The organism is Streptomyces sp. P3, assembly GCF_003032475.1.
Lineage (GTDB): Bacteria > Actinomycetota > Actinomycetes > Streptomycetales > Streptomycetaceae > Streptomyces.
Genome location: NZ_CP028369.1, coordinates 8,844,147 through 8,864,655, shown reverse-complemented (window position 1 = coordinate 8,864,655; position 20,509 = coordinate 8,844,147). Strand labels below are relative to the sequence as shown.

Below are 20,509 nucleotides of genomic sequence, written 5' to 3'. Positions count from 1 at the left end.
GGCCCGGGGCGCGCCGGGCGGTTCACAAGCGGCCGTGTGGGATCAGGCGTTGTCGGGCCAGTTCAGGCGTCGGGCGTAGTGGGCCCATACGGCGATGACCATGAGTGCGGCTGTCATGCCGCCCAGGGTCATGACCGTCGAGGGTGAGCTGGCGTCGACGACGAAGCCGCCGAGCAGGGCGCCGAGGGAGATCGTGGCTTGGAAGGAAGCCGTGAACATGACGGACGCGGCTTCGGGGGTGCTGGGGCTCGCCTTGGTGAACCAGGTCTGGGACGAGACGGGTACGGCCCCGTAGCCCACGCCCCAGACGATGAGGAGGGCGATGGCTCCGGCTTTCCACTGCCCCAGCACGGGAAGGAGCAGGGTGGCGGCCGCGATCATGCCGGCGGCGGCGCCGAAGGTGGCGCGCGGGTGGCGCGCGACCAGTGAGCCACCGAGGAAGTTGCCGAGGATGCCCGCCGCGCCGTAGGTGAGCAGGAAGACGGTGATCAGCCCGGAGCCGACGTCGGTGACCTGCTCGAGGAACGGTGTGACGTAGGTGTAGGTCCCGAAGTGCGCCAGGACGACCAGAACGGTCAGCAGCAGGGCGAAGCGGGTGGCGACGCTGTTGAGCATGCCGCGCAGCACGGTCAGGCGGGTGGTCTGACGGGGCGGCAGCGGCGGCATGACGATCAGCAGCATGATCAGCACCGCGACGGTGAGGCCGCCCATGGCGACGAAGGCGGTGCGCCATCCGGCCAGGTCGCCGATGAAGGTGCCGGCCGGCACGCCGAGTACGGAGCCGAGGGGTACGGCGGAGAAGATCACGGCTGTGGCCCGGCCGACGGATTCGGCGGGCACCAGGCGTTCGGCCAGGGACGCGCCGATGGACCAGAAGCCTCCGATGACGATCCCGACGAGGACGCGGGAGAGCAGGACCATCCAGTAGGCGGGTGCTGCCGCGGCCAGGAAGTTGGCGCCGGCGAGAAGGATCATGAAGACGCACAGCATCAGGCGGCGGTCGATCCGCGCGGTCGCCACCGTGACGACGGGCGCGGCGATCGCCGCGAGGAAGCCGGGCATGGTCATCATGAGACCGGCCATGCCGTCGGAGATGGTGAAGCTGGCGCCGATCTTGGTCAGAAGTCCGATCGGAAGGATTTCCGTGGTGACGATGGAGAAGATGCCCAGCATCACCGCGACGACGGCCAGCCATCCGATCACCGGGGAGCGCGGCGGTGAGGCGGCCCCGCCCAGGTCGTGCGTGGTGGCGGTGGTGGATGCAGCCATGGATTCCGTCCTGTGACGAGTGTGCTCTTGCGTGATCAGTTCAACAGGCGGAGCGGGACAAAGGCTGGCAGATCTGCGACATCAACGCTGTGCGCGACGGTGACGTCGCAAAGTCGCCATGTGTTTTGCGGTGGTTCTCGCAGGTCACGGGTTTGAGTGGGGATCTCGCGGCGAATTCCCGCAGCAGCGCAGGTCGTGCGCGACTTGGGCAAGTCCCTGGCCGATGCCCACGCATTGCCGCACAGACGTCCGACATGGGCGTACTCGTGTGCGACTTCGGCAAGATGGCATTGACTGGGCGCGGACACCCGGATGACGGTGTCGTCCATGCCCATATCCGTGGCTCTGCTTTTCCCGTCAACCGTTCCTGGGCTGGACGTCTCGGCAGCTCGTGAGGTTTTCGGCGTCGACCGGTCGTATCTGGTCGACCCGTGGTACGAATTCGCAGGCTGGGCCCCGAACGGCGCCCAGAGCTGTGACGCCTGCCGTGCGGAGCGGTTGTGGAACACCGATCAGCTGGCGGATGCGCACACGATCGTGGTGCCGGCGTGGCCGGACGCGCATCAGGCGCCGCCCGCCGCCCTGGTGCGGGCGATCCAGGCAGCCCACGGCGCCGGGGCCCGGGTGATCGCCGCGTCGACCGGGGTCTTCGTGCTCGCGGCGGCCGGGCTGCTCGACGGCCGCCGGGCGAGTGTGCACTGGGCGCACGCCGACGCGCTGGCCGCCCGGTACCCGCGCGTCGAGCCGGACTCGGCAGCCCGGTACGTCGACGACGGCGAGCTGCTCACCTCGGTGGGCGGCGCCGCCAGTCTCGACCTGTTCCTCCACGTGGTCAGCCTTGATCACGGGCCTGCCGTCGCCGAGGCGCTGGCGCGCCGCCTCGTGGCTCCGTTCGCCGAGCCGGCGTCCGACTCCCCCGCGCTCGCCGAGCCCGACAAGGACGAGGTCCTCGCCCAGATCCTGCCGTGGGCCTCCGAGCGGCTCGAGTGCCCGCTGACCGTGGAGGACATGGCCCAGCAGGCCCGCGTGAGCCGGCGTACGCTGACGCGCCACTTCCGCTCGACCACCGGAATGGCGCCGCTGCAGTGGCTGCTGTCGCAGCGCGTGCACCGCGCTCAGCGGCTGCTGGAGACGACGGCGCTGAGCATCGAACAGATCGCCGCCCAGACGGGAATGGGACCGGAGCGACCCTGCGCCGGCACTTCAGCCGGACCACGGGCCTGCCGCCGGACGCCTATCGTCGCTGGTTTCGGGCGCACGGTGCAGAACGGCACGTACAGACGGATCCGACCGGCCCCAGGCCGTGAGCGGCGGCGTCACGAGTGCCGCCCATCACCGGCGGGCAGCGGCGTGCCGCCCGCCGTTCACACAGAGGAAGGAAGCACATGACGGACCACCCCCGAGGGCGTGCACCAGGTCGCTGTCGAAGCGGAGCAGACCGAGGACGTTGCTCTCGCGAGCGGCCAGCAGCCTCTCGCTCGGCAGTCGCCCGCCCCACTCCCACTGCCGGTAGTGCAGTCGGCGCTCCTCGGCGGCCCGTTCGGCCCGCTCCGCTGCGGCCTGTTGGAACAGCTCGCGAGTATGGCGTTCGGCCTCGGCGAGCTGCTCGGGCGTACGCGCCGTCGCGCGTGCGTACCCGTGCAGGTGTCCGGCCGTCCGCGCGGTGTGCCGGACGACACGGTCGGGGCTCGGCGGGGCGGGCCAGAACTGCAGGAGGTAGCTGTCCGCCTCGGGCTCCCCCGTCACCCTGGTGGGGAGTTCCTGTGCCTCGTCCATTCCCCGGGCGCAATACCGGACCCGGTAGTCGGTCCGGACGAGGCCCAGGTCCCACGCCTCCTCGCCGTCCCACTGCACCAGACGTGTGCGCTCCGACGCCGGCCGGAAGGACGCCTCCATCACGTCCTCCCAGAGCGGGTCCAGCGCGGGGGCTTCGTCGTGGACTTCCGCGACGAAGCCGACGTCGCCCGCGTACCGCCCGGTGGACAGGAGGATCGGAACCGCAGCCCCGCACAGCCCGCCGTTCTGGCCTGCCAACGCCTTGGCGAGGTCCGGTCTGGGACCGTCCGGGTCGCTCACGACATAGATCTGACGGTCGTGAACCCGCACCTCGCCTGCGACCGACCTGCGCACAGCACTCCCCCGTGTCGAGGACGGCCCCGGCGCCCCTGTCGGACAGGCCGTCACATGCCTCGCATCATGCCGCAGAGCACTGACAACCCGTCGTGTCGGCGAGCGCGGGATCGCGCGTAGGGGTCGCGCTCAGCCAGGGACCGGATCCTCGGAGGCGCGCTGCGGTTCCGCGGTCCTCGGGGCCAGCGCGCGAACGGACGGGGTGGCGACCATGGCGAGGGTGGCGAGGAGGATGAGCGCGGCGGCCGCGTAGAGCGTGGTGCGGAGGCCGAGGAGGAGCACGGCGGGCCCTGCGGCGAACTGCGCGAACGGGAGCGCGAGGTAGGAGCCGAGGTCGTCGTATGCGTAGACGCGGGCGAGGCGGTCCTCGGGAATCTGCTCGTTGAGGGTCGAGTACCAGGCGACGCCGGCCTGCTCGGCGCCCACGCCGGCCACGAAGTTGGCCACGACCAGCAGCCAGGTGTACGGGGCCAGCGCGAGGAGCAGCGGAATCGTCGCCGTCAGGCCCATCAGCGCGCAGCCGACCAGGATCGCGCGCCGGGGCCGCCAGCGCAGCGACAGAACGCCGCCGGCGACCGCGCCGAGCGAGCCGGCGGCAAGGGCCAGGCCCCAGCCGCTGCGGCCGATGCCAGAGGCGTCGGCGACGGCCGGGCCGAGGACGGTGAACGAGGCGGTGAGACCGGCGTTGAGGAAGCAGAAGGCCACCACGATCACCCACACCCAGGTGCGGGAGGTGAACTCCCGCCAGCCCAAGCGCAGTTCGTACACCACGCCGGGACTGGGCCCGGACGGCGCGACCTGGACGCGGACGAGTGCGAAGGACGCGGCGGCGAGCGCGAAGCTGAGCGCGTCGACGGCCAGGCCCAGGCCGGGACCGACCGTGGCGACCAACACGCCGCCCAGCGAGGCCCCCACGATCATCGCGCTGCTGCCCGCGATCCGGGAGAGCGCGAGGGCGGCGCGGCGGGACTCGGCCGGCACGGTCTGGGGCAGCAGGGCCTGGGCTGCGGGCTGATAGCAGGAACCGGACGCCCCGTTGACCGCGGCGAGCGCCATCAGCAGGGGTATCGCGGTGTTGTGGGTGAGGACCAGGGCGGCGACCACCGCCTGGCTCGCGGCGCTGACGGCGCTGCTCGCGACCAAAAGCCGGCCGCGTGGCAGCCGGTCCGCCAGCACCCCGCCGAAGAGCAGGAAGAGGGCGCCGGTGAGGGAGTGGGCGCCGACCACCAACCCGAGCGAGCCGACCGAGCCGGTGGCGTCCAGCACGGCGAAGGCCAGGGCGATCGGCGCCACCCCGTTGCCGAGCAGGTTGGCCGTCGTGCCGATGAAGAGGTGCCGGAACGGGCGGTGGCTCCAGGGCGTCAGGGCGTCGGGCATGCGCCTGATCGTCGAGACCCGGCGGCGAACCGTCAACGTGTTTTCCACTCGCCCTGCGCCGGCAGGCGACCATCACGACGGCGTGCCGAATCTTCGTACTCACCCGTCATGTGGACGAAGGGGACATGCGGCCCGGCCACGCGCGGTTCGTCGCGAGGAAGCCGAGTGAGGACCGCGGACTTCTCGACGGCCGCCCACCGGTCCGAGCGCCTCGGGGCGGTGGCGCAAGCCTGCCGGTTCGCCGCTCGGACAGCGGCTCCGACCTGCGCGGTCTCCGGCTCCGACCCACTGTGACACGACAGTTGGCACAGCTCGCGACAGCCGATCGCAGGCAGACCGGCGGACGGGCCGGGCCGGGCAATCACGTCCGAACCGTTGACGCGTTGGCCGGATGACGCTCATCATCAGGCCACCCGATGTCAGCGTTGACACAAGTCAACGATGACATCCTCCGGCCGACGGTGTGGACGACATCGCGGGCCGGGGAGTCACATTTTCGGGCCGCTCGCCGCAGGCTGTGCTGCGTGAACGGCCGCAGCACAGGAGGCACCATGAGCTTTGGACGTGTATCCCGGCATGCCCGCGTACGGACGACCGCCGCGGCGGTGGCCGTCTGCGCCCTGTCCGCCGCCGTACTCGCTCCTCAGCCCGCCGCGGCCGACGCCCCGCTGTACTCCGAGACCTACCGTCCCCAGTTCCACTTCACTCCGGAGAAGAACTGGATGAACGATCCCAACGGCCTTGTGTACTACAAGGGCGAGTACCACCTCTTCTACCAGTACAACCCGAGCGGCAACTCATGGGGCGACATGTCCTGGGGCCACGCGGTGAGCACGGACCTCGTCCACTGGCAGCAGCTGCCGCTCGCCCTGCCGCACGACGACAAGGAGATGATCTTCTCCGGCAGCGCCGTCGTCGACGAGAGCAACACCACCGGTTTCGGCACCAAGAAGAACCCGCCCATGGTGGCGATCTACACCAGCAACGACAACAGCACCGGCATCCAGTCGCAGGCCCTCGCCTACAGCACCGACCGCGGCCGCACCTGGACCAAGTACCAGGGCAATCCCGTCATCGACATCGGCTCACGAGACTTCCGCGACCCCAAGGTCCAGTGGTACGCGCCGACCAAGAGCTGGTTGATGACGGTGTCGCTGTCCGCCGAACACAAGGTGCGGTTCTACTCCTCCAGGAACCTCAAGGACTGGACGCAGCTCAGCGAGTTCGGGCCGGCCGGAGCGACGGGCGGTGTGTGGGAGTGCCCCGACCTGTTCCCCCTGGCCGTCGACGGGGACACGAACAACATCAAGTGGGTCCTGGTCGTCAACATCAACCCCGGTGGCATAGCGGGCGGTTCGGCAGCCCAGTACTTCGTCGGCGACTTCGACGGCACGAAGTTCACCGCCGACGACAACGGCGCCTACACCCCGCCCGCCGGAGCGGTCATGCAGGACTTCGAGGGCGCCGGCTTCGGTTCGTGGACGGCCACGGGCGCCGCGTTCGGCCCGGGACCGGCTGCAGGGACGCTGGACGGCCAGCAGACCGTCTCCGGCTTCGACGGCAAGGGCCTCGCCAACAGCTTCCACTCCGGGGACGCCACCACCGGCACCCTCACCTCGCCCTCCTTCACCGTGAACAGCCCCTACCTGAACTTCAAGGTCGGCGGCGGCCGGCACCCGCACCAGCCCGGGAAGCTCCTCGCCGGCTTCGACGGAGGCAGTTACGGCGACTGGACGACGACCGGTGACGCCTTCGGCCCGGCGCCGGCCACCGGCGCCCTCCCCGGCCAGCAGCCGGTCTCCGGCTTCCAGGGCAGCGGCCTGGTCAACACCTTCCGCGACGGCGATGCCACCACCGGCACGCTCACCTCGCCCGAGTTCACCCTCGACAAGCGCTACGTCAACTTCCTCATCGGCGGCGGCAACCACCCGGCCGACTCCGCCGACCCCACTGCACTCGAACTCCTCGTCGACGGCCAGGTCGTGCGCAGCGCCACCGGAAAGGACGCCGAGGCACTCGAGACGGCTTCCTGGGATGTCCGTGACCTCGCCGGGAAGAAGGCGCGGATCAGGGTGGTCGACGGCAACACGGGCGGCTGGGGGCACATCAACGCCGACCAGATCGTGCTGTCCGACACCCAGGCCCAGCCCGGCGCCCAGGAGACCGCCGTCAATCTCGTCGTCGACGGCCAGGTCGTCCGCAGCGCGACCGGCTCCGACGCCGAGACCCTGGACTGGGCCTCCTTCGACACCCGTGCCTACGTCGGCAAGAAGGCGCAGATCCAGCTCGTCGACATGAACACCGGCGGCTGGGGGCACATCCTCGCCGACCAGTTCACCGCGGCCGACTCCCCCGCCCTGTCCGTCCTGCGACGCGCCGGCTGGGCCGACTACGGCAAGGACTACTACGCGGCCGTCTCCTGGGAGAACGCCCCCGGCGGCAAGCGGTACATGATCGGCTGGATGAGCAACTGGGACTACGCGGGCGCCGTCCCCACCTCGCCCTGGCGTGGAGCGCAGAGCATTCCCCGGCAGATGGCGCTGCGCACCGTCGACGGCCGCGTCCGGCTGACCAGCGAGCCGGTGAGCAACGTGAAGTCCCTGCGGCAGGCCTCCCCGGCGACCGCGACCGCCGGCGTCGTGACGAACACGTCGAAGCCGCTGGCCGGCCCCGCCGCAGAGGGCAAGGCGCTCGACATCGAGGCTGTCTTCTCCCTCAAGAACGCCGAACGCTTCGGGCTCAAGGTACGCACCGGCGCCGCGGGCGAGGAGACCGTCATCGGCTACGACGCCACGACACAGGAGTTGTACGTCGACCGGACCCGGTCCGGCGCAGTGAACTTCAACGGCACCTTCCCCGGAGTCCAGACCGCGCCCCTGAAAGCGGCGAACGGCAAGATCAAGCTGCGGATCCTGGTCGACTGGTCGTCCGTCGAGGTGTTCGGCGGCAGCGGGGAGGCCGTGATCACCGACCAGGTCTTTCCCGATCCCGCCAGCCAGGGAGTCCAGGTCTTCGCCGAGAACGGCTCGGTGAAGCTGGACAAGGCCACCGTCTGGCACCTCGACGCCACCCACGACTGACGCAACGGCCGCCCGCCGCAAGGGACATGGCGCAAGGGCAGGGCTGCGTGACGTGGCCCTGCTCCCGGGCCGAGAGCCGGAGTCGGCGCTTACTCACCGGCGCGGGCCACGAGCAGCGGCTGGAAGAAGCCCGTCTGCTGCGGCATCCGCCACTCGGCGTCGACGAACCCGGCCTCGGCTGCGAGACCGGTCAGTCGTGCCCGGCCCAGTGCCCAGTGCCCAGTGCCCAGTAAGCGGTACGGCGGACCTGGACACGCCATTCCCCGCCTGCCGGGAGGAGTTGGAAGTGCTCCAGGTCGTAGTGCTCGCCGTCGTCGTGCCAGTGCCAGAGTTGGAAGGTGACGGTTCGCTCCTCGCCGTCGGCGCGGTCGGCGGTCCTGTGGACTTGCGGAGGCGCGGAAGCCGGGCGGTCGCGCAGCAGGTCGTCGTAGGGGCGTGTGCTGACCAGCAGCAGGCCGCCGGGCCGCAGCACGCGGCGCATCTCGGTCAGGGCAGCGTGCACGTCCTGCTCGGTCAGCAGGTGGGGCAGCGAGTTGCCGGCGCAGACGACCGTGTCGAACCGGCCGTCGGGAAACGGCAGGCGTCGCATGTCGGCAGCGGCCGTGCGCAGGCTCAGGTTCCGGCGGGCGGCCTCACGGGCTGCGCGGGCGGCGGCGCGGCGACTGAGGCCGGTTCCCGTGACCCGGTGCCCGCGCAGCGCCAGACCGATGGCCTGCGTGCCGATGCCGCAGGAACAGTCGAGGACCGACGCGCGGTCTCGGCCGATCAGGGCGTCGAGCGCGTCACCCTGCCGACGGACGCTCGCGTCCCAGTCCGCATAGATCAGGTGGTAGTCGTCGGCCAGTTCGTCGTAGAAACGCGCCACCGATTCCTCGAGCACCGTCCCACGTTACCGCGCCTGTTTCCTCTCGGACCTGTCTCTTGGGTTGCTCGACCTGTGGCGGGAGTCAGGCGCCATCGGGCGTTCCCGGCCTCGGCGCCCTCTCTCCCGCGCTCTCGTCGTTCAGGCGGCCGACTGCCCAGGGCAGGAGTTCCTTCGCCAGAGCGAGGCTGAACGGCCTGACCAGTGAGCGCAGTTCGACACAGTCCGTGGGACCGAGCGTGCGGTACGGGAGAGCGGCCAGCCTGTCGGTGGCGTGCTCGATCTCCGCCCTGCGCCGCGCACCGTCCTCGGTCAGCGCCAGGTCCGGTCCGTCGTCGAGCCATCCACGCTCACGAAGGCTCTGCACTGCCTCGGTCCAGTGCTGCGGCGTCCACGCCCGCGAGTCGCGCAGGACCCCCGCATCGACGTCTCCTGCGGCGGCATGCGTGACGAGAGCTTCGATCCCGCTCAGTCCGGCGGTCAGCAGCGCCCCCACATGGCCGTCGCCGCGGAACTCCCGCAGCAGGGTCTGCGCGTGCCAGAGCACGAGGTGGGGCTCGCTCGGCCACGGCTGTGCGGCGTGCGCGGCGAAAAGAGGGCGGCCCTGTGGGTGATGCACAGTCACTTCCGCTGCGGCACGGGCCAGTTCCGCCGCGCGGGCCATCGCCGGTGAGGAGACCTCCGCGCCGAGGATGCGGCGGAGCGTGGCGTCGATCCCCGCGAGCCGGGCAGCGGTGAACTGCTGCGGCGCAGCGGCCTCCCATGCCGCGGGTATGGCCCGGCGCACCAGTTGTGGATTGAAGTTGTAGAACGTGGCGATGACCACCTCCGCCGAAGCCGCGCCCAGCACGGCCGAACGGGACGCGAAGTACCCGGTCCTGGCGTCCACGCCCAACTCGCCGTACAGGCCTGCCGCTTCGGGCGAGAAGTAGACCGCCCCGTGGTAGGGCTCGAGGGTTCTCCAGGTCTCGCGCGCGTAGGCGAGGCTGTCGCGCGTCGGGTCCTGCGCCTGTGCTTGCGTCGGGTCCTGCGCCTGCGCGTGCGTCATGAGCGGCTCTCCGTCCTGTTGCGGATGAAACGTTGGCGTTCATCGAGCACATGAAGGCGGGTGGGACGCCTCGCGAAGCGTACCGCCTGGTCGGTACGCTACTGGAACGCAGCTCCGGCGACTACTGCCCTGCTGCCGGTTCCCCGCGCCGGTCCACGATGACCAGGACGACGTAAACCCGCCCTAGAAAGCGGAGTTGGCGAACCAGTGAGTCAGCAGGTCGTCGTCTCCGTCATGTGCGAAGACCGCCGCGTCTCGGTGCAGCCGGCCGTAGACGAGCAGCAACAGATCGGCGGCGGTTCCCTGAACGGTCGCGTCGGCGGGTTCGGCAGCACCGGGGTTCGCGTCGAGCCCGAAGCCGTCGGGCCGCAGGCGGACCAGCCAGTCTTCCTCGCCGTCGGTCGCCTGGAAGCGGAGGGTCCTGTCCGGACCGCGCAGGTCGGCGACGCGGGGCGCGAAGGAGGCGGCGAAGGGCAGATTGACGAGGAACTCGTCGACGCCGTCCACGGCCGACGGGCGGTCGATGATGGGCCGACGGCCGAGGGCCAGTTCGGCGTCGACCCGGTGCACCAGGGTCTCGAAGAGCATCCGGCGTGCCCAGAAGCGGGCGTGCTGGTCGACGCCCCATGCCCACATGGGCAGGTCCGGGTCGGTGGCCGCGAAGGCTTGAGCGGCCACGGTCGCACTGTCGGCCAGCCAGTCCGGGTACTCCTCCGGCCGCTCCGGGAGCCGCAGGTCCACGTCCCGCGTACGCGGGGGCTCCTGGATGCGCGCGTGCAGAAGACTCGAGAACCAACGCTGGACGCCACCGGTGTGCTTGACCAGGTCTGCCAGCGTCCAACCGGGACAGCTCGGGACGGCGGTCGTCAGGTCGGCAGTCTTGACGGCTGCGACGAGTCGGGCGGTCTCCACCGCGATCTCGGCGCGGTGGTCGACCGAAGCGGGTCCGTGTGCGGGGATGTCCGACAGGTTCATCGCGGGAGCCTTTCTCTGGGTGACGGCTTGGGGTGACCGCTTGGGGTGACGGATTGGAGTGATCCGGGGTCCGCCGCCGGCGACGGGAGGCGGCGCGCTGGAGGCGGCAGAACCTGCCGCGCTGCAGTCGCTGAGCGGCGGGCGCCGGCCGCCTCCGGCTTCACGACCCTCCCGATGGTCGCACCCGTACTCCCACCTCACCCACGCGGGGACCCTTCGCCGTCCGTCCGACCCACTGCCCACGGGAGGCCCGCACCGGCACGCCGCTCGCCGACGCCCGGCACCCGGCACCCGGCACCCGGCACCCAGCGCCGGCACGCGTGTGCCCGTCCGCGGAGGTCACGCGGTGCTGAGGGGATGGGTCGCCGTGGCCGAGCGTGGGGGCCAGGCGTGGGGGGCGAGTATGCCGAGGACGTACGCGCGGGCCACCAGCGCCGGACGGGTCGCGGCGCCCAGCAGGTGTCGCAGGCGGCTGAGGTGGTAGTCGAGCGTCTGCCGCGACAGTTTCAGCGAGGCGGCAATGTCGCTGTTGCTGCTGCCCTGCGCCAACAGCGACAGGATGCGGATCTGCGCGGCGGTGAGGGGCGGATGGGCCTCGTGGGCGAGGCTCTGATGGGTGATCACCGCCCAGACGTGCCGTGCCCGGCTGGCGGAATGGCCGATAGTCGTCAGGTGGAGTTCGGCCCGCCGCTGCAGTCCATGGGCATCGACGAGCACGGCGGTGGTCTCGACACGTCGGGTACGGCGGGCTATCAGACTGTTCCAGTGACGGTGCAACCGGTCGAGATCAGGCCCTGGTTCGGGGGCCAGCAGCGTGTGTGCGCGGCGGCCCACGAGGTCGGGCAGGCCGAGGTGGAAGAGTTCGGCGGCCGCCACGCTCGCCTCGATCACCCGCCCGTTCGCCGACAACAGGGCACACGGCAGCCCGCTGTGGTCACGCAGAGCGCTGAGGTTCTCCTCGGCCTCCTGGCGCTGCGCCGTGGCCCGCAGGTGATCGGTGATGTCCACGTAGATGCCGGCGATGCACGTACGGGACTGTTCGCGCACCGGGAAGCGGTGGCCGACCGCGCGGCCCGTGGTGCCGTCCTGACGCAGGTAGCGCAGAGTGTGGCGGACGGGCGTGCCCCGGGTGAGTATCTGCTGGTCCAGGGCCCGGAACCGTTCGGCCTCGGCCGGGGCGTCGAAGTCCTCGATGTATCTGCCGACCAGTTGCCGCGGCACGGTGCCGTAGAGGTGCGCGTAGGCGTGGTTGGCCCACAGGTAGCGCCCGTCGTGGTCCCGGATGAAGGCGGCCGCCGGAGCGAGGTCCACGAGATCCGCGAAGGCGGCGTAGCCGGGTGGCACCGCGAGCCCTGCTCCCCGACTCCGCAGGTCCGGGGCGTGGCGGGGACCGGCCGGGTCGCCGGCGCCGGTCGGCTCACCTGTGTGCAAGAGCCCTTCTGGGCCCCTCTCCCCCGCCTGCCACGGCTCGTCGACTTCCCTCCGGGACACGGAAAGGTTCTCGAGCAGTGTCTTGAGGCTTGGGTCGCCCACAACGGTCTCCGTCCGTACAGGACTGGCTGACGCACAGTCACACGACGTTGGACATCCCGCCCGGAACCGCACAAGCTCCATTCCCGGCCGATTGCCGGAAGTGGACGGTGGCCCCGCCGCCTTACCGATCGGCCCGAGATCCGGGGACGGACGTCCGCCCATCACCCCCGCGACTCAGGCATTTGCCTGAGTCGCGAGCGCCCTCTGCCGCGATACGGACGGTTACGGCCTGGTCCCCTGGAGTGTGCGGGCGGATCCGACGGACGCCGTTCCCCGCACGCGATCCCCGGGCCCGTCACCGCGCCACCGGCGCCGAGGACGGCCCCTGCCGACCAGATGAATGGAGACGGATTTCTGTGAGCACGGTGCTGTTGGTGCATGCCAAGGGTGGTCCGCCGCTCGGCCATGTCCTGTCCCGGACGGCTGCGAGGGCGGACGTGCACCTGCTGGCGCTCAGCGCTCTTCCTCCCGCCGTGGCGGGTTCCGCCGCCAGACTGTGCGCCTCGGTCACCACGCCGGGCGACGCGGACCGCCGCGACCTGGTCTCCCTGATCGTCTCGCGTGCCCGGGAGGTGGGCGCGGACGCTGTGATCACCTTCTCCGAGTACGCGGTCGTGGCGGTCGCCGAGGCCTGCGAGGAGCTCGGTCTGCGGGGCGCGGGCGCAGCCGCCGCACTCGCGCGCGACAAGCGGCTGATGCGCGGCACCTGGCAGCGGAGCGGCCTGCCGCAGCCCGCGTTCCGCCCCGTCGCCACGGAGGCGGACCTCCAGGCGGCGGTGAGCTCCCTGTCCTGTCCCCTGCTCCTCAAGGCGGCCTGGAGCGCGGGCTCCACCGCTCACCAGATCATCGACTCCCCCGGCGAGGCGTCCGCCGCCTGGGCCCGCTCACGCCAGGTCATGGCGGAGTCCGCCCGGTTGGGGTACGCGGAGCTTCATGTCGCCGAGGCGAACGCGGACTTCGTGGTCGAGGAGATCGTCAGCGGCACGGCGGCGGACTGGTTCGACGAGCCCGGCTGGGGCGACTACCTCAGCGTCGAGGGCGTCGTCGCGGACGGTGTCTTCCACCCCGTCTGCCTCAGCGGCCGGATGCCCACCGTCGAGCCCTTCACCGAGCGCGCCGGCATCACCCCCGCCCTGCTCTCGCGGGACGCGCAGGACCGCGTCGTGGACCTGGCGCGCCGCGCCGTGGACGCGCTGGGCCTGCGGGACTGCGGGACGCACACCGAGATCAAGCTCGGCCCCGACGGCAGCATGTGGCTGATCGAGACCGCCGCCCGGTTCGGCGGCGCGATGACGGTGCCGCAGATCGAGGAGGTCTTCGAACTCGACCTGGTGGGCATGCTCGTCGACCATCTGCTGGGACGCCCGGTCGCCTGGCCGGAGCGGGCTCTGACACCGGCGCAGGCCCGGGGTGCGGCGGGCTCCCTGGTCGTCCTCGCGGTGGACGGCCGTGGCGAGGCCTGGCAGGACCGCAGGGTCTGGGACTTCCCCGTGGTCGAGTCGGACGTCCCGCTGAGCCCGGACAGCGAGCTGTCGGTGGTGGCGGAGAGCTCCCTGCCCGACGGCAGTGTCGTGCCGGTCTACGACCCCGCCGCGGGCGCCAACACCATGGCGGCCCTGTGCCTGCTCTCCGCCGCCGACCCGCGGACGGTGCTGCGGGACTTCGAGACTCTGGTGGACGCCCTCCCCCGGGTGCTGCCCGCAGCGCAGTGCGAGGAGGTTCCCGCATGAGCACCCACCTGGCCACCGGAGCCGCCGCGCCCGCCACGGACCGCACGGTCGTCGGCGAGAACCTCTCCCTGCCGCTCTTTCGGACGCTGTCGGGAGTCCTGGCCGGTCACCCCTACCTCAAGGTCGTCGTCGACCGTGCGGAGAACACCTGGCACCTGCTCGACACCGGCGTGCATCCCTTCCACGTCGACTACGTCGCCACCCGGGTGCTGGGGATGGACCTGGCCTCGCTGGACGCGGAGCTGGACGCGTTCAACGCCTCCGTCTACACCGATCCCGAGCGGCGGTTCCTGCTCGGTGTGCTGTCCCTGCACACCGAGCAGGAGGAGGGCCGGGAGCGGCCCTTCCTCGTCCTGGAGACGACCGAGGCCGACACCATGCACGGCGAACTGCTGGCGTTCTTCTACGAGTTCGTGAGGGCCCGGGTCGACAGCAGCCTGCCGCTGCTGCTCAAGCCCGCCAACCACGGGCAGGAGGAAGGGCTGTCGGCGGTCAGCGAGCGGCGTGTGCCCCGCATCCTGGGCCACGAGCTGTTCGGCTCCCGGGAGCGCACACCACTGAACCCCGGCGAGGCCACCGGGCGTCTGCGCTTCTTCCGGACGGCGCAGGAGTACACGGCGGCGGAGGCCGGCCTGGGCTGGGCGGACATCGTGGCGATGCCCTGCCTGCCCGACGACGTCCCGCGCGTCGCCGGCTTCATCAACACCGCCCCGATCACGCCGCTTTCGCACACCAACGTCCTCGCCTCCGGCTGGGGCATTCCCAACGCGATCGTCCGCGACCTGGAGCAACTCGTCGACGGGGAAAGCCTCGACGACGCGTGGGTGCGCTACCGGGTCGACGAGGACGACATATCCCTGCAGCGTCTCGACCACGAACCCGACCTGCGGGCGCCGGCGTGGCATCAGCAGCGCATACGCCTCGAACCGCCGCTGCTCGAAGACGCCCCCGTGCTCTCCCTGCACCGGCTGCGCGGCGCCGACCGCGACCGCTACGGCACGAAGGCGGCCAACCTCGGCGAACTGCACCACGTCCTGGACAGCCGCACGGTGGACCTGACCTCCTTCTACGGCCGACCCCGGCCGCCGCGCGAGGACCTATACGGCCACCTCGCCGCCCGCCTCGGCCTCACCGCCTCCGGACCCGAGCAACTCCGTGCCAGGTCCGCCGAGTTCGTGGCCGAAGCCGTCGGCGCCCCGGAAGGCGTCGCACTCCCGTTCGCGCTCCAGCAGCGGTTCCTCGCCTCCTCCCCGGCCCTCCAGCAGGGCATCGGCAAGCTGAAGATGGCGCTGGAACTCGACGCCACCGAGGTCCTGGACTCGCTGTGCCTGCACCTGCAGCACCTGATCCGGCACACCCCCGTCCCCGAGGCGGTCACCCGGCAGATCGACCAGGCCTTCCCCGCCGCGGCGGCCTCGCGCGGACGGCTGGTGGTGCGCTCCTCCTCCAACGCCGAGGACCTCCCCGGGTTCTCCGCGGCGGGCGTCTACGACTCCGTCACCACCGTCCGCGGCACGGGTGAACTCCTCGACGCCGTACGCCAGGTGTGGGCCTCCCTCGTGTCGCCCCGCAGCGTGCGGCTGCGCCACCAGGTCGGCATCTCCCTCGACGACACCTACATGGGTGTGATCATCCAGGAGTACCTGCCCGCCTCCCTGGGCGGTGTCCTGGTGACCTGCAATCCGACCCGACGGGAGGATTTCCGCAACGTCTACCTCAACTGTTCCCCCGGCTCGCCCGAGCAGGTGGTCGACGGGACGGTGCTGCCGCAGCAGTATCTGTACAACACCGTGGAGGGCGGCGGCCGTACCGTCGCGCTGGGCTCGTGGGGCGAGGAGCTGTCCGTCGCCGTCCGTGCCCGGCTGGCCGACCTGTCCCTGACCGGACGGCTCCTGCAGTCCCACTTCAGCGGAAGCGACGTGGACAAGCCCCTAGACATCGAGTGGCTGATGACCGAGCAGGGCGATTTCCGGCTGGTCCAGATCCGCCCCTACGCGCTGTGACGGCGCGTCCTGGCCGGCCGCGAACCGGCCCCGGCACCGGCACCGGGGCGGCCACGGGCCTGACCGACACCGCCCGCCGGATCGTCCGGCTCAACTACGGTTTCCAGCTGCTGTTCAACCTGCTGTGGTGGATGCCGGTGTTCTACGCCTACCAGAAGGCGGCCGGCCTCTCTGACGGGCAGATCTTCGGCATCCAGAGCATCTACTACGTGGCCTTCTGCCTGCTGGAGATCCCGACCGGGCTGATCGCCGACCGGATCGGCACCCGCAACTGCCTGCGGGCCGGCGCGGTGGTGATGACGGCCGCGAACCTGGCCCCGGTGCTCAGCGCCTCCTACACGGGGTTCCTCATCCACTTCCTGGCCATCGCCGCCGGCCGGTCGCTCACCTCGGGCGCGGCGAGCGCCTACCTGTACGACGGGCTGCTGGCGGAGCGGTGCGACGAGCACTACCTGCGGGCGGAGGGCACCGCGCGGGCACTGGGGCTGGCGGCGAAGGTGGTGTGCTGGCCGCTGGTCGGGCCGTTGATGGCTCTCGCGCACCCGGCCCCGTACCTGCTCAGCGCCGCGAGCGCGGCAGGATCTCTCGTCTGCGCCCTGCTGCTGCCCCGCCTCGCCGGGGCGGAAGCCGGAGCGGACACGGGCCTGAGGGACGGCGCGCGCCGGGGCGGCGCCTTCCTGCGGGACGCGGGGACCGCGCTGCGCTGCGTCGCCTCCTCGCCGTGGCTGGCCCTGGTGATGATGCAGGGCGTGGCGGTCTTCACGCTGTCGCGCATCTGCCAGGTCAACCTCTTCCAGCCGATCCTGCTGGACCACGGCATCGGCGAGGCCTCGCACGGTGGAGTGCTGGCCGCGATGACCGTGGCGGAGGCGGTGGCGTCCGCGCGGCCCCAGTGGCTCGGCCGCAGACTGCCGCCGGTCGCCTGGGTGTCCGTCCTCAGTCTCGCGCTGGCGGGCACCCTGGCGGCCATGACCTTCGGCGGGCCGTGGGTCGTCGTCGTCCTGCTCTGCCTGTTCGCCGCCGCCACCGGGTTCGCGTTCCCGGTCCAACGCAAACTGGTCAACGACGCGATCCCCGCGCACGCGCCGCGGGCCACCCTGCTGTCGGTGGAGAGCATCGTGGACCGCGCGGTGTGCGCCCTGGCCGCGATCGCCGCGGGCGCGTACCTGTCGGCCGGGCATCTGGACGCCCTGCTGTGGCACAGCGCGCTGGCCACGGTGGCGCTGCTCGCGGTCTTCCAACTGCTGCTGCGCAGCGGGGTGGTCGCCCGCGGGGGCCGGGACGGGGATAGGGCGGTGTCGCCTCGGGTGAGCGGCACCGCGGGAGCCGGTGGCCCCGCGACGGCGGAGGTCGGCGACGGTGCTCCCGACCCGGTGGAGGCGAGGGGCGCCGCCCGCAAGGAGGCCCACGAACCGGACCGGGCCGGGGACGCCGGCCGCAAGAAGGCCCACGAACCGGACCGGGCCACGGGTGGATCAGCTCTTCGAACGCCGCCCAAACGATGACCGTGCCCAGGCGCCGATCCGTCGTGGTACGCCCCCTATCAAGGGCGTACGACGACGGGCGGTCCGAGCCTCGTCTGCTTTCAAGCGTTGCGGCGGCCGAGGAGTTCGATCAGGCCCGCCGGCAGGAACGCGGGCCGGTGCGGCAGACCGACCTGGTACGACACGAAACCCTGCGAGGAGGCCACGGACACCTCCTGGGCCGTCTCCGCCTGGTAGACGACCCGGCAGCGTGCCGAGTCCTCCTTGGCGCGCTGCCACAGGACCGGGGACGGCTTGCGTTCGGCCTCGGTGCGCGGCGTACGGATCCGGTCGCCGAAGTCTGCCCAGGCGAAGGCCGCCGGACCCCGCCATGTCGTGTCGACCTCCCGCCGGAGCCGGGCGGCGCGCTCAGAGTCGGTCGTGCCCCAGGAGGGCGGGACATTGGTGATCAGGCCGACCCTGATGTGGCGTTCCCGCAGGTTCCGCAGGTACGAGGCCGCCCCGGGGAGGTAGGTGGTGCTGCCGTCGTCGGCGGTGTGCACCAGGGTCTCCCCCAGGTCGAAGTACACGACGGGACAGGCCCGTTCGCGGTGCGCGGGCATGGTGGCGGCCGTACCCTGGCCCTTCCCGGCCTCCTCGGCGGCTGCTGCGGTCGCCGGAGTGCAGAGCACCGTCGACACGAGGGCCGCGCCCAGCGCGAGGGCCAGGCGGGTCGAACTGTTGCAGGCGGATCCGTTCATTTGCACCGTCCCCTTCAATGGCAGAGAAATGTCATAGACATGACACGTTAACGCTCCTGTGGTCCATCGGTGGGGCGAGCCCACCACCGTGGGGACTCGATCGCCACCCTGTCGCCACGCGCCGGAGGACGCCGCCGACCTTGACGACGATGATGTCGCCGACGCGGGCATGGACTCGTGCGGCGGCGGTGTCACGAAACGCGGTGAGCCGTTCGACGGTATGCGCGCGCCACGGAACTTCTCCGGGCCGGCCGAGTCCATGGACCGTGTGCGTGCCCGGGCTGCAGCACGGGCACGTCAGGCCGGCTGCTGGTCAGGCCGAGTCGGTGCGGTCGGTGCGGACCCGCTGGGCGACGTCGCGCAGTTTGACGTTGTGGTGCTGGGAAATGCGGCGCAGCACGTTGAAAGCGTCTTCCTCGCTGAGCTTGTGGCGTTCTCTGAGGATGCCGATGGCTTCACCGATGGCGTGGCGGGTTTCCATGGCGTGCTCGAGCTGGTCGATGGTGCGGGCGCTGTCCAGGGCGACGGCGGCGTGCGAGGCGAGAAGCCAGCCCGCGGTCTCTATGTCCTTGCTGAAGGCGCCGGGGCGGCGCCCGTACAGGTTCAGCGCGCCGAAGTCGTCGTTGTCGGTGTAGAGCAGGACGCCGGTCATGCTCCCCACGCCCAGGGTGCGGGCCGCCGCGGCGAACCGTTGCCAGGCCGGCTGCGGCTCGTGCATGTCGGCGATCCGGTAGAGGCGCGCACCGTCCTTGCGGCGGGCGAGGTCGAAACAGGGGCCCTCGCCGTACTCGGCTTGCAGGCGGTCGCACTCGTGGACCATGTCTCCGCAGGCGGCCAGGGTCACCGCACGGCCCTTGCGCACCGCGAGGATCCCGGCCGCGTCGCAGCCCTCGACCAGTCTGACCGCCGAGGCCGCGATCTCGTTGAGTGTCGCCTCCACCGATTCCTGGGCCAACAGATCGCGCGCCAACAGCGCCATCTGCTCCGCGTACTCCCGCCACTGCACCGTCATCACCCACCCGCCTCGATCAGCGATCGAGTCACAGTACCCCCGCCCTCATCCCCCCAGGGAAGGCACCGGTGCCCCGACCGAACAGGTTCGCCGGGTTGGACGATAAAGCCCTGGTAGCGGACGGTGGGCATCCTGATCGGCGGCTCAGCACGTTGGCGACGGGGTACCCGGAGTCGCGGCGGGTGAACGGTTCGTCGAACCGGAGCTCGCCCTGCGGGCGCTCAGCTCCGCGGAGAGCCCGTTGTCGCCCAGGGAACCGGCGGTGCTGCGGCGGACGGAACACCGACCCGAGAGATTGCCGAGCGGCTGTCGTTGACGGTGGGGACGGTCAGCAATCACCTCAACGCCGTCCCCAGGAAGACCGAGGTACGCAACCGCGTCGTCGCCATCCGGATCGCCGGGGAGGCCGGGCGGTCTGCCGCTCCGGTGGGCGGCGGGATGCCGCCGAACGGCGCAGGCGAACGGCGCAGGCGAACGGCCGCGCGGGGCACGCTTCAAAAGAACTCAGGTGCCGCTGTCGATCCTGCCGCGTCCCGTTCGACATCCTGATGTAGGACGCATCGCCCGTACGAGGAGGCGACAGAACCTGATGAGGGAGCACGTGGAACAGCTGCTGCGAGTACAGAACTTCACCGTCTCGAGCGACGGTATCGCCGCCGGCGAGGACCAGAGCCTGGAACGGCCATTCGGCCACGACATCGACCCGGGAAAGCTGTTCGCCTGGGCCGGCGCCACGGCGAGCTGGCCCAACCGCACCGAGCCCGGGGGCAGCCGGGGCCTCGACGACTACTTCACCCGCGACTTCAGCCACAACATCGGTGCCGAGATCATGGGCCGCAACAAGTTCGGACCCCAGCGCGGCGAGTGGCGCGACCACGAATGGCGCGGCTGGTGGGGTGACGAGCCGCCCTTCCACACGCCGGTGTTCGTCCTGACCCACCACAAGCGTCCGTCGTTCACCCTCTCCGACACCACGTTCCATTTCGTGGACGGCGACCCCGCCACCGTTCTCACGCAGGCACGGGAGGCCGCGCACGGCAAGGACGTCCGGCTCGGCGGCGGCGTGACCACCATCCGGGAGTTCTTGGACGCCGACCTCGTCGACACCCTGCACGTGGTCGTCTCACCGGTGAAGCTCGGATCGGGCCTGCGTCTGTGGGACTCGCCGCAAGACCTGCTGGACCGGTTCCACATGGAGATCGTGCCCAGCCGGAGTGGCGTGACGCACCACCTCTTCTGGCGTAGATGACAGGAAAAGCGGCGCGG

16 protein-coding genes and 1 pseudogene are annotated in these 20,509 nt (G+C 71.1%); 7 read left to right on the top strand and 10 right to left on the bottom strand.

Annotation, left to right across the window (positions count from 1 at the left end):
- Window positions 1-42 precede the first annotated feature (42 nt).
- Both C6376_RS39420 and C6376_RS44180 read right to left on the bottom strand, forming a co-directional pair.
- Complete coding sequence (locus C6376_RS39420) at window positions 43-1,269, bottom strand: MFS transporter (protein WP_173985818.1); 1,227 nt, start codon at window positions 1,267-1,269, stop codon at window positions 43-45.
- Between the two features lie 35 nt (window positions 1,270-1,304).
- Complete coding sequence (locus tag C6376_RS44180; protein ID WP_159083398.1) at window positions 1,305-1,598, bottom strand: hypothetical protein; 294 nt, start codon at window positions 1,596-1,598, stop codon at window positions 1,305-1,307.
- On the opposite strand from C6376_RS44180, the gene C6376_RS39415 reads away from it, so the two are divergent.
- Window positions 1,597-2,658, top strand: coding sequence for a helix-turn-helix domain-containing protein (locus C6376_RS39415; protein WP_319594806.1), 1,062 nt, complete (start codon window positions 1,597-1,599; stop codon window positions 2,656-2,658). The two genes, C6376_RS44180 and C6376_RS39415, sit on opposite strands and share 2 nt — an antisense overlap.
- Here the strand turns inward: C6376_RS39415 and C6376_RS39410 are convergent.
- Together C6376_RS39410 and C6376_RS39405 are read right to left on the bottom strand one after the other, a co-directional pair.
- Window positions 2,602-3,345 (bottom strand): hypothetical protein, encoded by a 744-nt coding sequence (locus C6376_RS39410; RefSeq protein WP_159083397.1) that lies wholly within the window; start codon window positions 3,343-3,345, stop codon window positions 2,602-2,604. The two genes, C6376_RS39415 and C6376_RS39410, sit on opposite strands and share 57 nt — an antisense overlap.
- 183 nt (window positions 3,346-3,528) lie before the next feature.
- A complete protein-coding gene (locus C6376_RS39405) occupies window positions 3,529-4,776 on the bottom strand; it encodes an MFS transporter (RefSeq protein WP_107447890.1) in 1,248 nt (415 codons plus the stop codon).
- Window positions 4,777-5,327: 551 nt separating this feature from the next.
- Between C6376_RS39405 and C6376_RS39395 the strand changes: the two genes are divergently transcribed.
- Window positions 5,328-7,856, top strand: a complete 2,529-nt coding sequence (locus tag C6376_RS39395) for a glycoside hydrolase family 32 protein (protein WP_107447887.1) — start codon at window positions 5,328-5,330, stop codon at window positions 7,854-7,856.
- Between the two features lie 89 nt (window positions 7,857-7,945).
- Here the strand turns inward: C6376_RS39395 and C6376_RS39390 are convergent.
- The 4 genes and pseudogenes from C6376_RS39390 to C6376_RS39375 all read right to left on the bottom strand — a co-directional run bounded on the left by C6376_RS39390 (window position 7,946) and on the right by C6376_RS39375 (window position 12,172).
- Window positions 7,946-8,736: pseudogene (locus C6376_RS39390) on the bottom strand (class I SAM-dependent methyltransferase).
- 67 nt (window positions 8,737-8,803) lie between these two features.
- Window positions 8,804-9,766 (bottom strand): hypothetical protein, encoded by a 963-nt coding sequence (locus C6376_RS39385; protein WP_107447885.1) that lies wholly within the window; start codon window positions 9,764-9,766, stop codon window positions 8,804-8,806.
- A gap of 183 nt (window positions 9,767-9,949) precedes the next feature.
- Window positions 9,950-10,741: a maleylpyruvate isomerase family mycothiol-dependent enzyme gene (locus C6376_RS39380; RefSeq protein WP_107447883.1), complete on the bottom strand. Its 792-nt coding sequence runs from the start codon at window positions 10,739-10,741 to the stop codon at window positions 9,950-9,952.
- A gap of 339 nt (window positions 10,742-11,080) precedes the next feature.
- The gene (locus C6376_RS39375; protein WP_254076257.1) at window positions 11,081-12,172 is read right to left on the bottom strand and encodes a PAS domain-containing protein; all 1,092 of its coding nucleotides are present in this window, start codon (window positions 12,170-12,172) and stop codon (window positions 11,081-11,083) included.
- Between the two features lie 458 nt (window positions 12,173-12,630).
- On the opposite strand from C6376_RS39375, the gene C6376_RS39370 reads away from it, so the two are divergent.
- From C6376_RS39370 to C6376_RS39360, 3 genes are read left to right on the top strand one after another with little or no spacing between them, the layout of a single operon-like run.
- Window positions 12,631-14,004, top strand: a complete 1,374-nt coding sequence (locus C6376_RS39370) for an acetyl-CoA carboxylase biotin carboxylase subunit family protein (RefSeq protein WP_107447879.1) — start codon at window positions 12,631-12,633, stop codon at window positions 14,002-14,004.
- Complete coding sequence (locus tag C6376_RS39365; protein WP_107447877.1) at window positions 14,001-16,007, top strand: PEP/pyruvate-binding domain-containing protein; 2,007 nt, start codon at window positions 14,001-14,003, stop codon at window positions 16,005-16,007. Before C6376_RS39370 ends, C6376_RS39365 begins: the two co-directional genes overlap by 4 nt.
- Window positions 16,004-17,512: an MFS transporter gene (locus tag C6376_RS39360; RefSeq protein ID WP_254076256.1), complete on the top strand. Its 1,509-nt coding sequence runs from the start codon at window positions 16,004-16,006 to the stop codon at window positions 17,510-17,512. The genes C6376_RS39365 and C6376_RS39360 overlap by 4 nt, the downstream gene beginning before the upstream one ends.
- Before the next feature lie 80 nt (window positions 17,513-17,592).
- Here C6376_RS39360 and C6376_RS39355 read toward each other — a convergent pair whose 3' ends face one another.
- The gene (locus C6376_RS39355) at window positions 17,593-18,231 is read right to left on the bottom strand and encodes a hypothetical protein (RefSeq protein ID WP_107447875.1); all 639 of its coding nucleotides are present in this window, start codon (window positions 18,229-18,231) and stop codon (window positions 17,593-17,595) included.
- Window positions 18,232-18,544: 313 nt separating this feature from the next.
- Complete coding sequence (locus tag C6376_RS39350; RefSeq protein ID WP_107447873.1) at window positions 18,545-19,243, bottom strand: GAF and ANTAR domain-containing protein; 699 nt, start codon at window positions 19,241-19,243, stop codon at window positions 18,545-18,547.
- A gap of 318 nt (window positions 19,244-19,561) precedes the next feature.
- On the opposite strand from C6376_RS39350, the gene C6376_RS39345 reads away from it, so the two are divergent.
- Entirely contained in the window at window positions 19,562-19,792 is a 231-nt protein-coding gene (locus tag C6376_RS39345) for a hypothetical protein (protein ID WP_254076255.1), read from the top strand.
- Window positions 19,793-19,844: 52 nt separating this feature from the next.
- On the top strand, window positions 19,845-20,492 hold the full coding sequence (locus tag C6376_RS39340; protein ID WP_107449440.1) for a dihydrofolate reductase family protein: 648 nt from the start codon (window positions 19,845-19,847) through the stop codon (window positions 20,490-20,492).
- Window positions 20,493-20,509: the final 17 nt, after the last annotated feature.

What these genes read in the sequence shown, in the direction of transcription:
- C6376_RS39405 (WP_107447890.1), bottom strand. Translation starts at nt 4,776, where the DNA reads ATGCCCGACGCCCTGACGCCCTGGAGCCACCGCCCGTTCCGGCACCTC.
- C6376_RS39355 (WP_107447875.1), bottom strand. Translation starts at nt 18,231, where the DNA reads ATGAACGGATCCGCCTGCAACAGTTCGACCCGCCTGGCCCTCGCGCTG.
- C6376_RS39365 (WP_107447877.1), top strand. Translation starts at nt 14,001, where the DNA reads ATGAGCACCCACCTGGCCACCGGAGCCGCCGCGCCCGCCACGGACCGC.
- C6376_RS44180 (WP_159083398.1), bottom strand. Translation starts at nt 1,598, where the DNA reads ATGGACGACACCGTCATCCGGGTGTCCGCGCCCAGTCAATGCCATCTT.
- C6376_RS39395 (WP_107447887.1), top strand. Translation starts at nt 5,328, where the DNA reads ATGAGCTTTGGACGTGTATCCCGGCATGCCCGCGTACGGACGACCGCC.
- C6376_RS39385 (WP_107447885.1), bottom strand. Translation starts at nt 9,766, where the DNA reads ATGACGCACGCGCAGGCGCAGGACCCGACGCAAGCACAGGCGCAGGAC.
- C6376_RS39350 (WP_107447873.1), bottom strand. Translation starts at nt 19,243, where the DNA reads ATGACGGTGCAGTGGCGGGAGTACGCGGAGCAGATGGCGCTGTTGGCG.
- C6376_RS39420 (WP_173985818.1), bottom strand. Translation starts at nt 1,269, where the DNA reads ATGGCTGCATCCACCACCGCCACCACGCACGACCTGGGCGGGGCCGCC.
- C6376_RS39415 (WP_319594806.1), top strand. Translation starts at nt 1,597, where the DNA reads ATGCCCATATCCGTGGCTCTGCTTTTCCCGTCAACCGTTCCTGGGCTG.
- C6376_RS39380 (WP_107447883.1), bottom strand. Translation starts at nt 10,741, where the DNA reads ATGAACCTGTCGGACATCCCCGCACACGGACCCGCTTCGGTCGACCAC.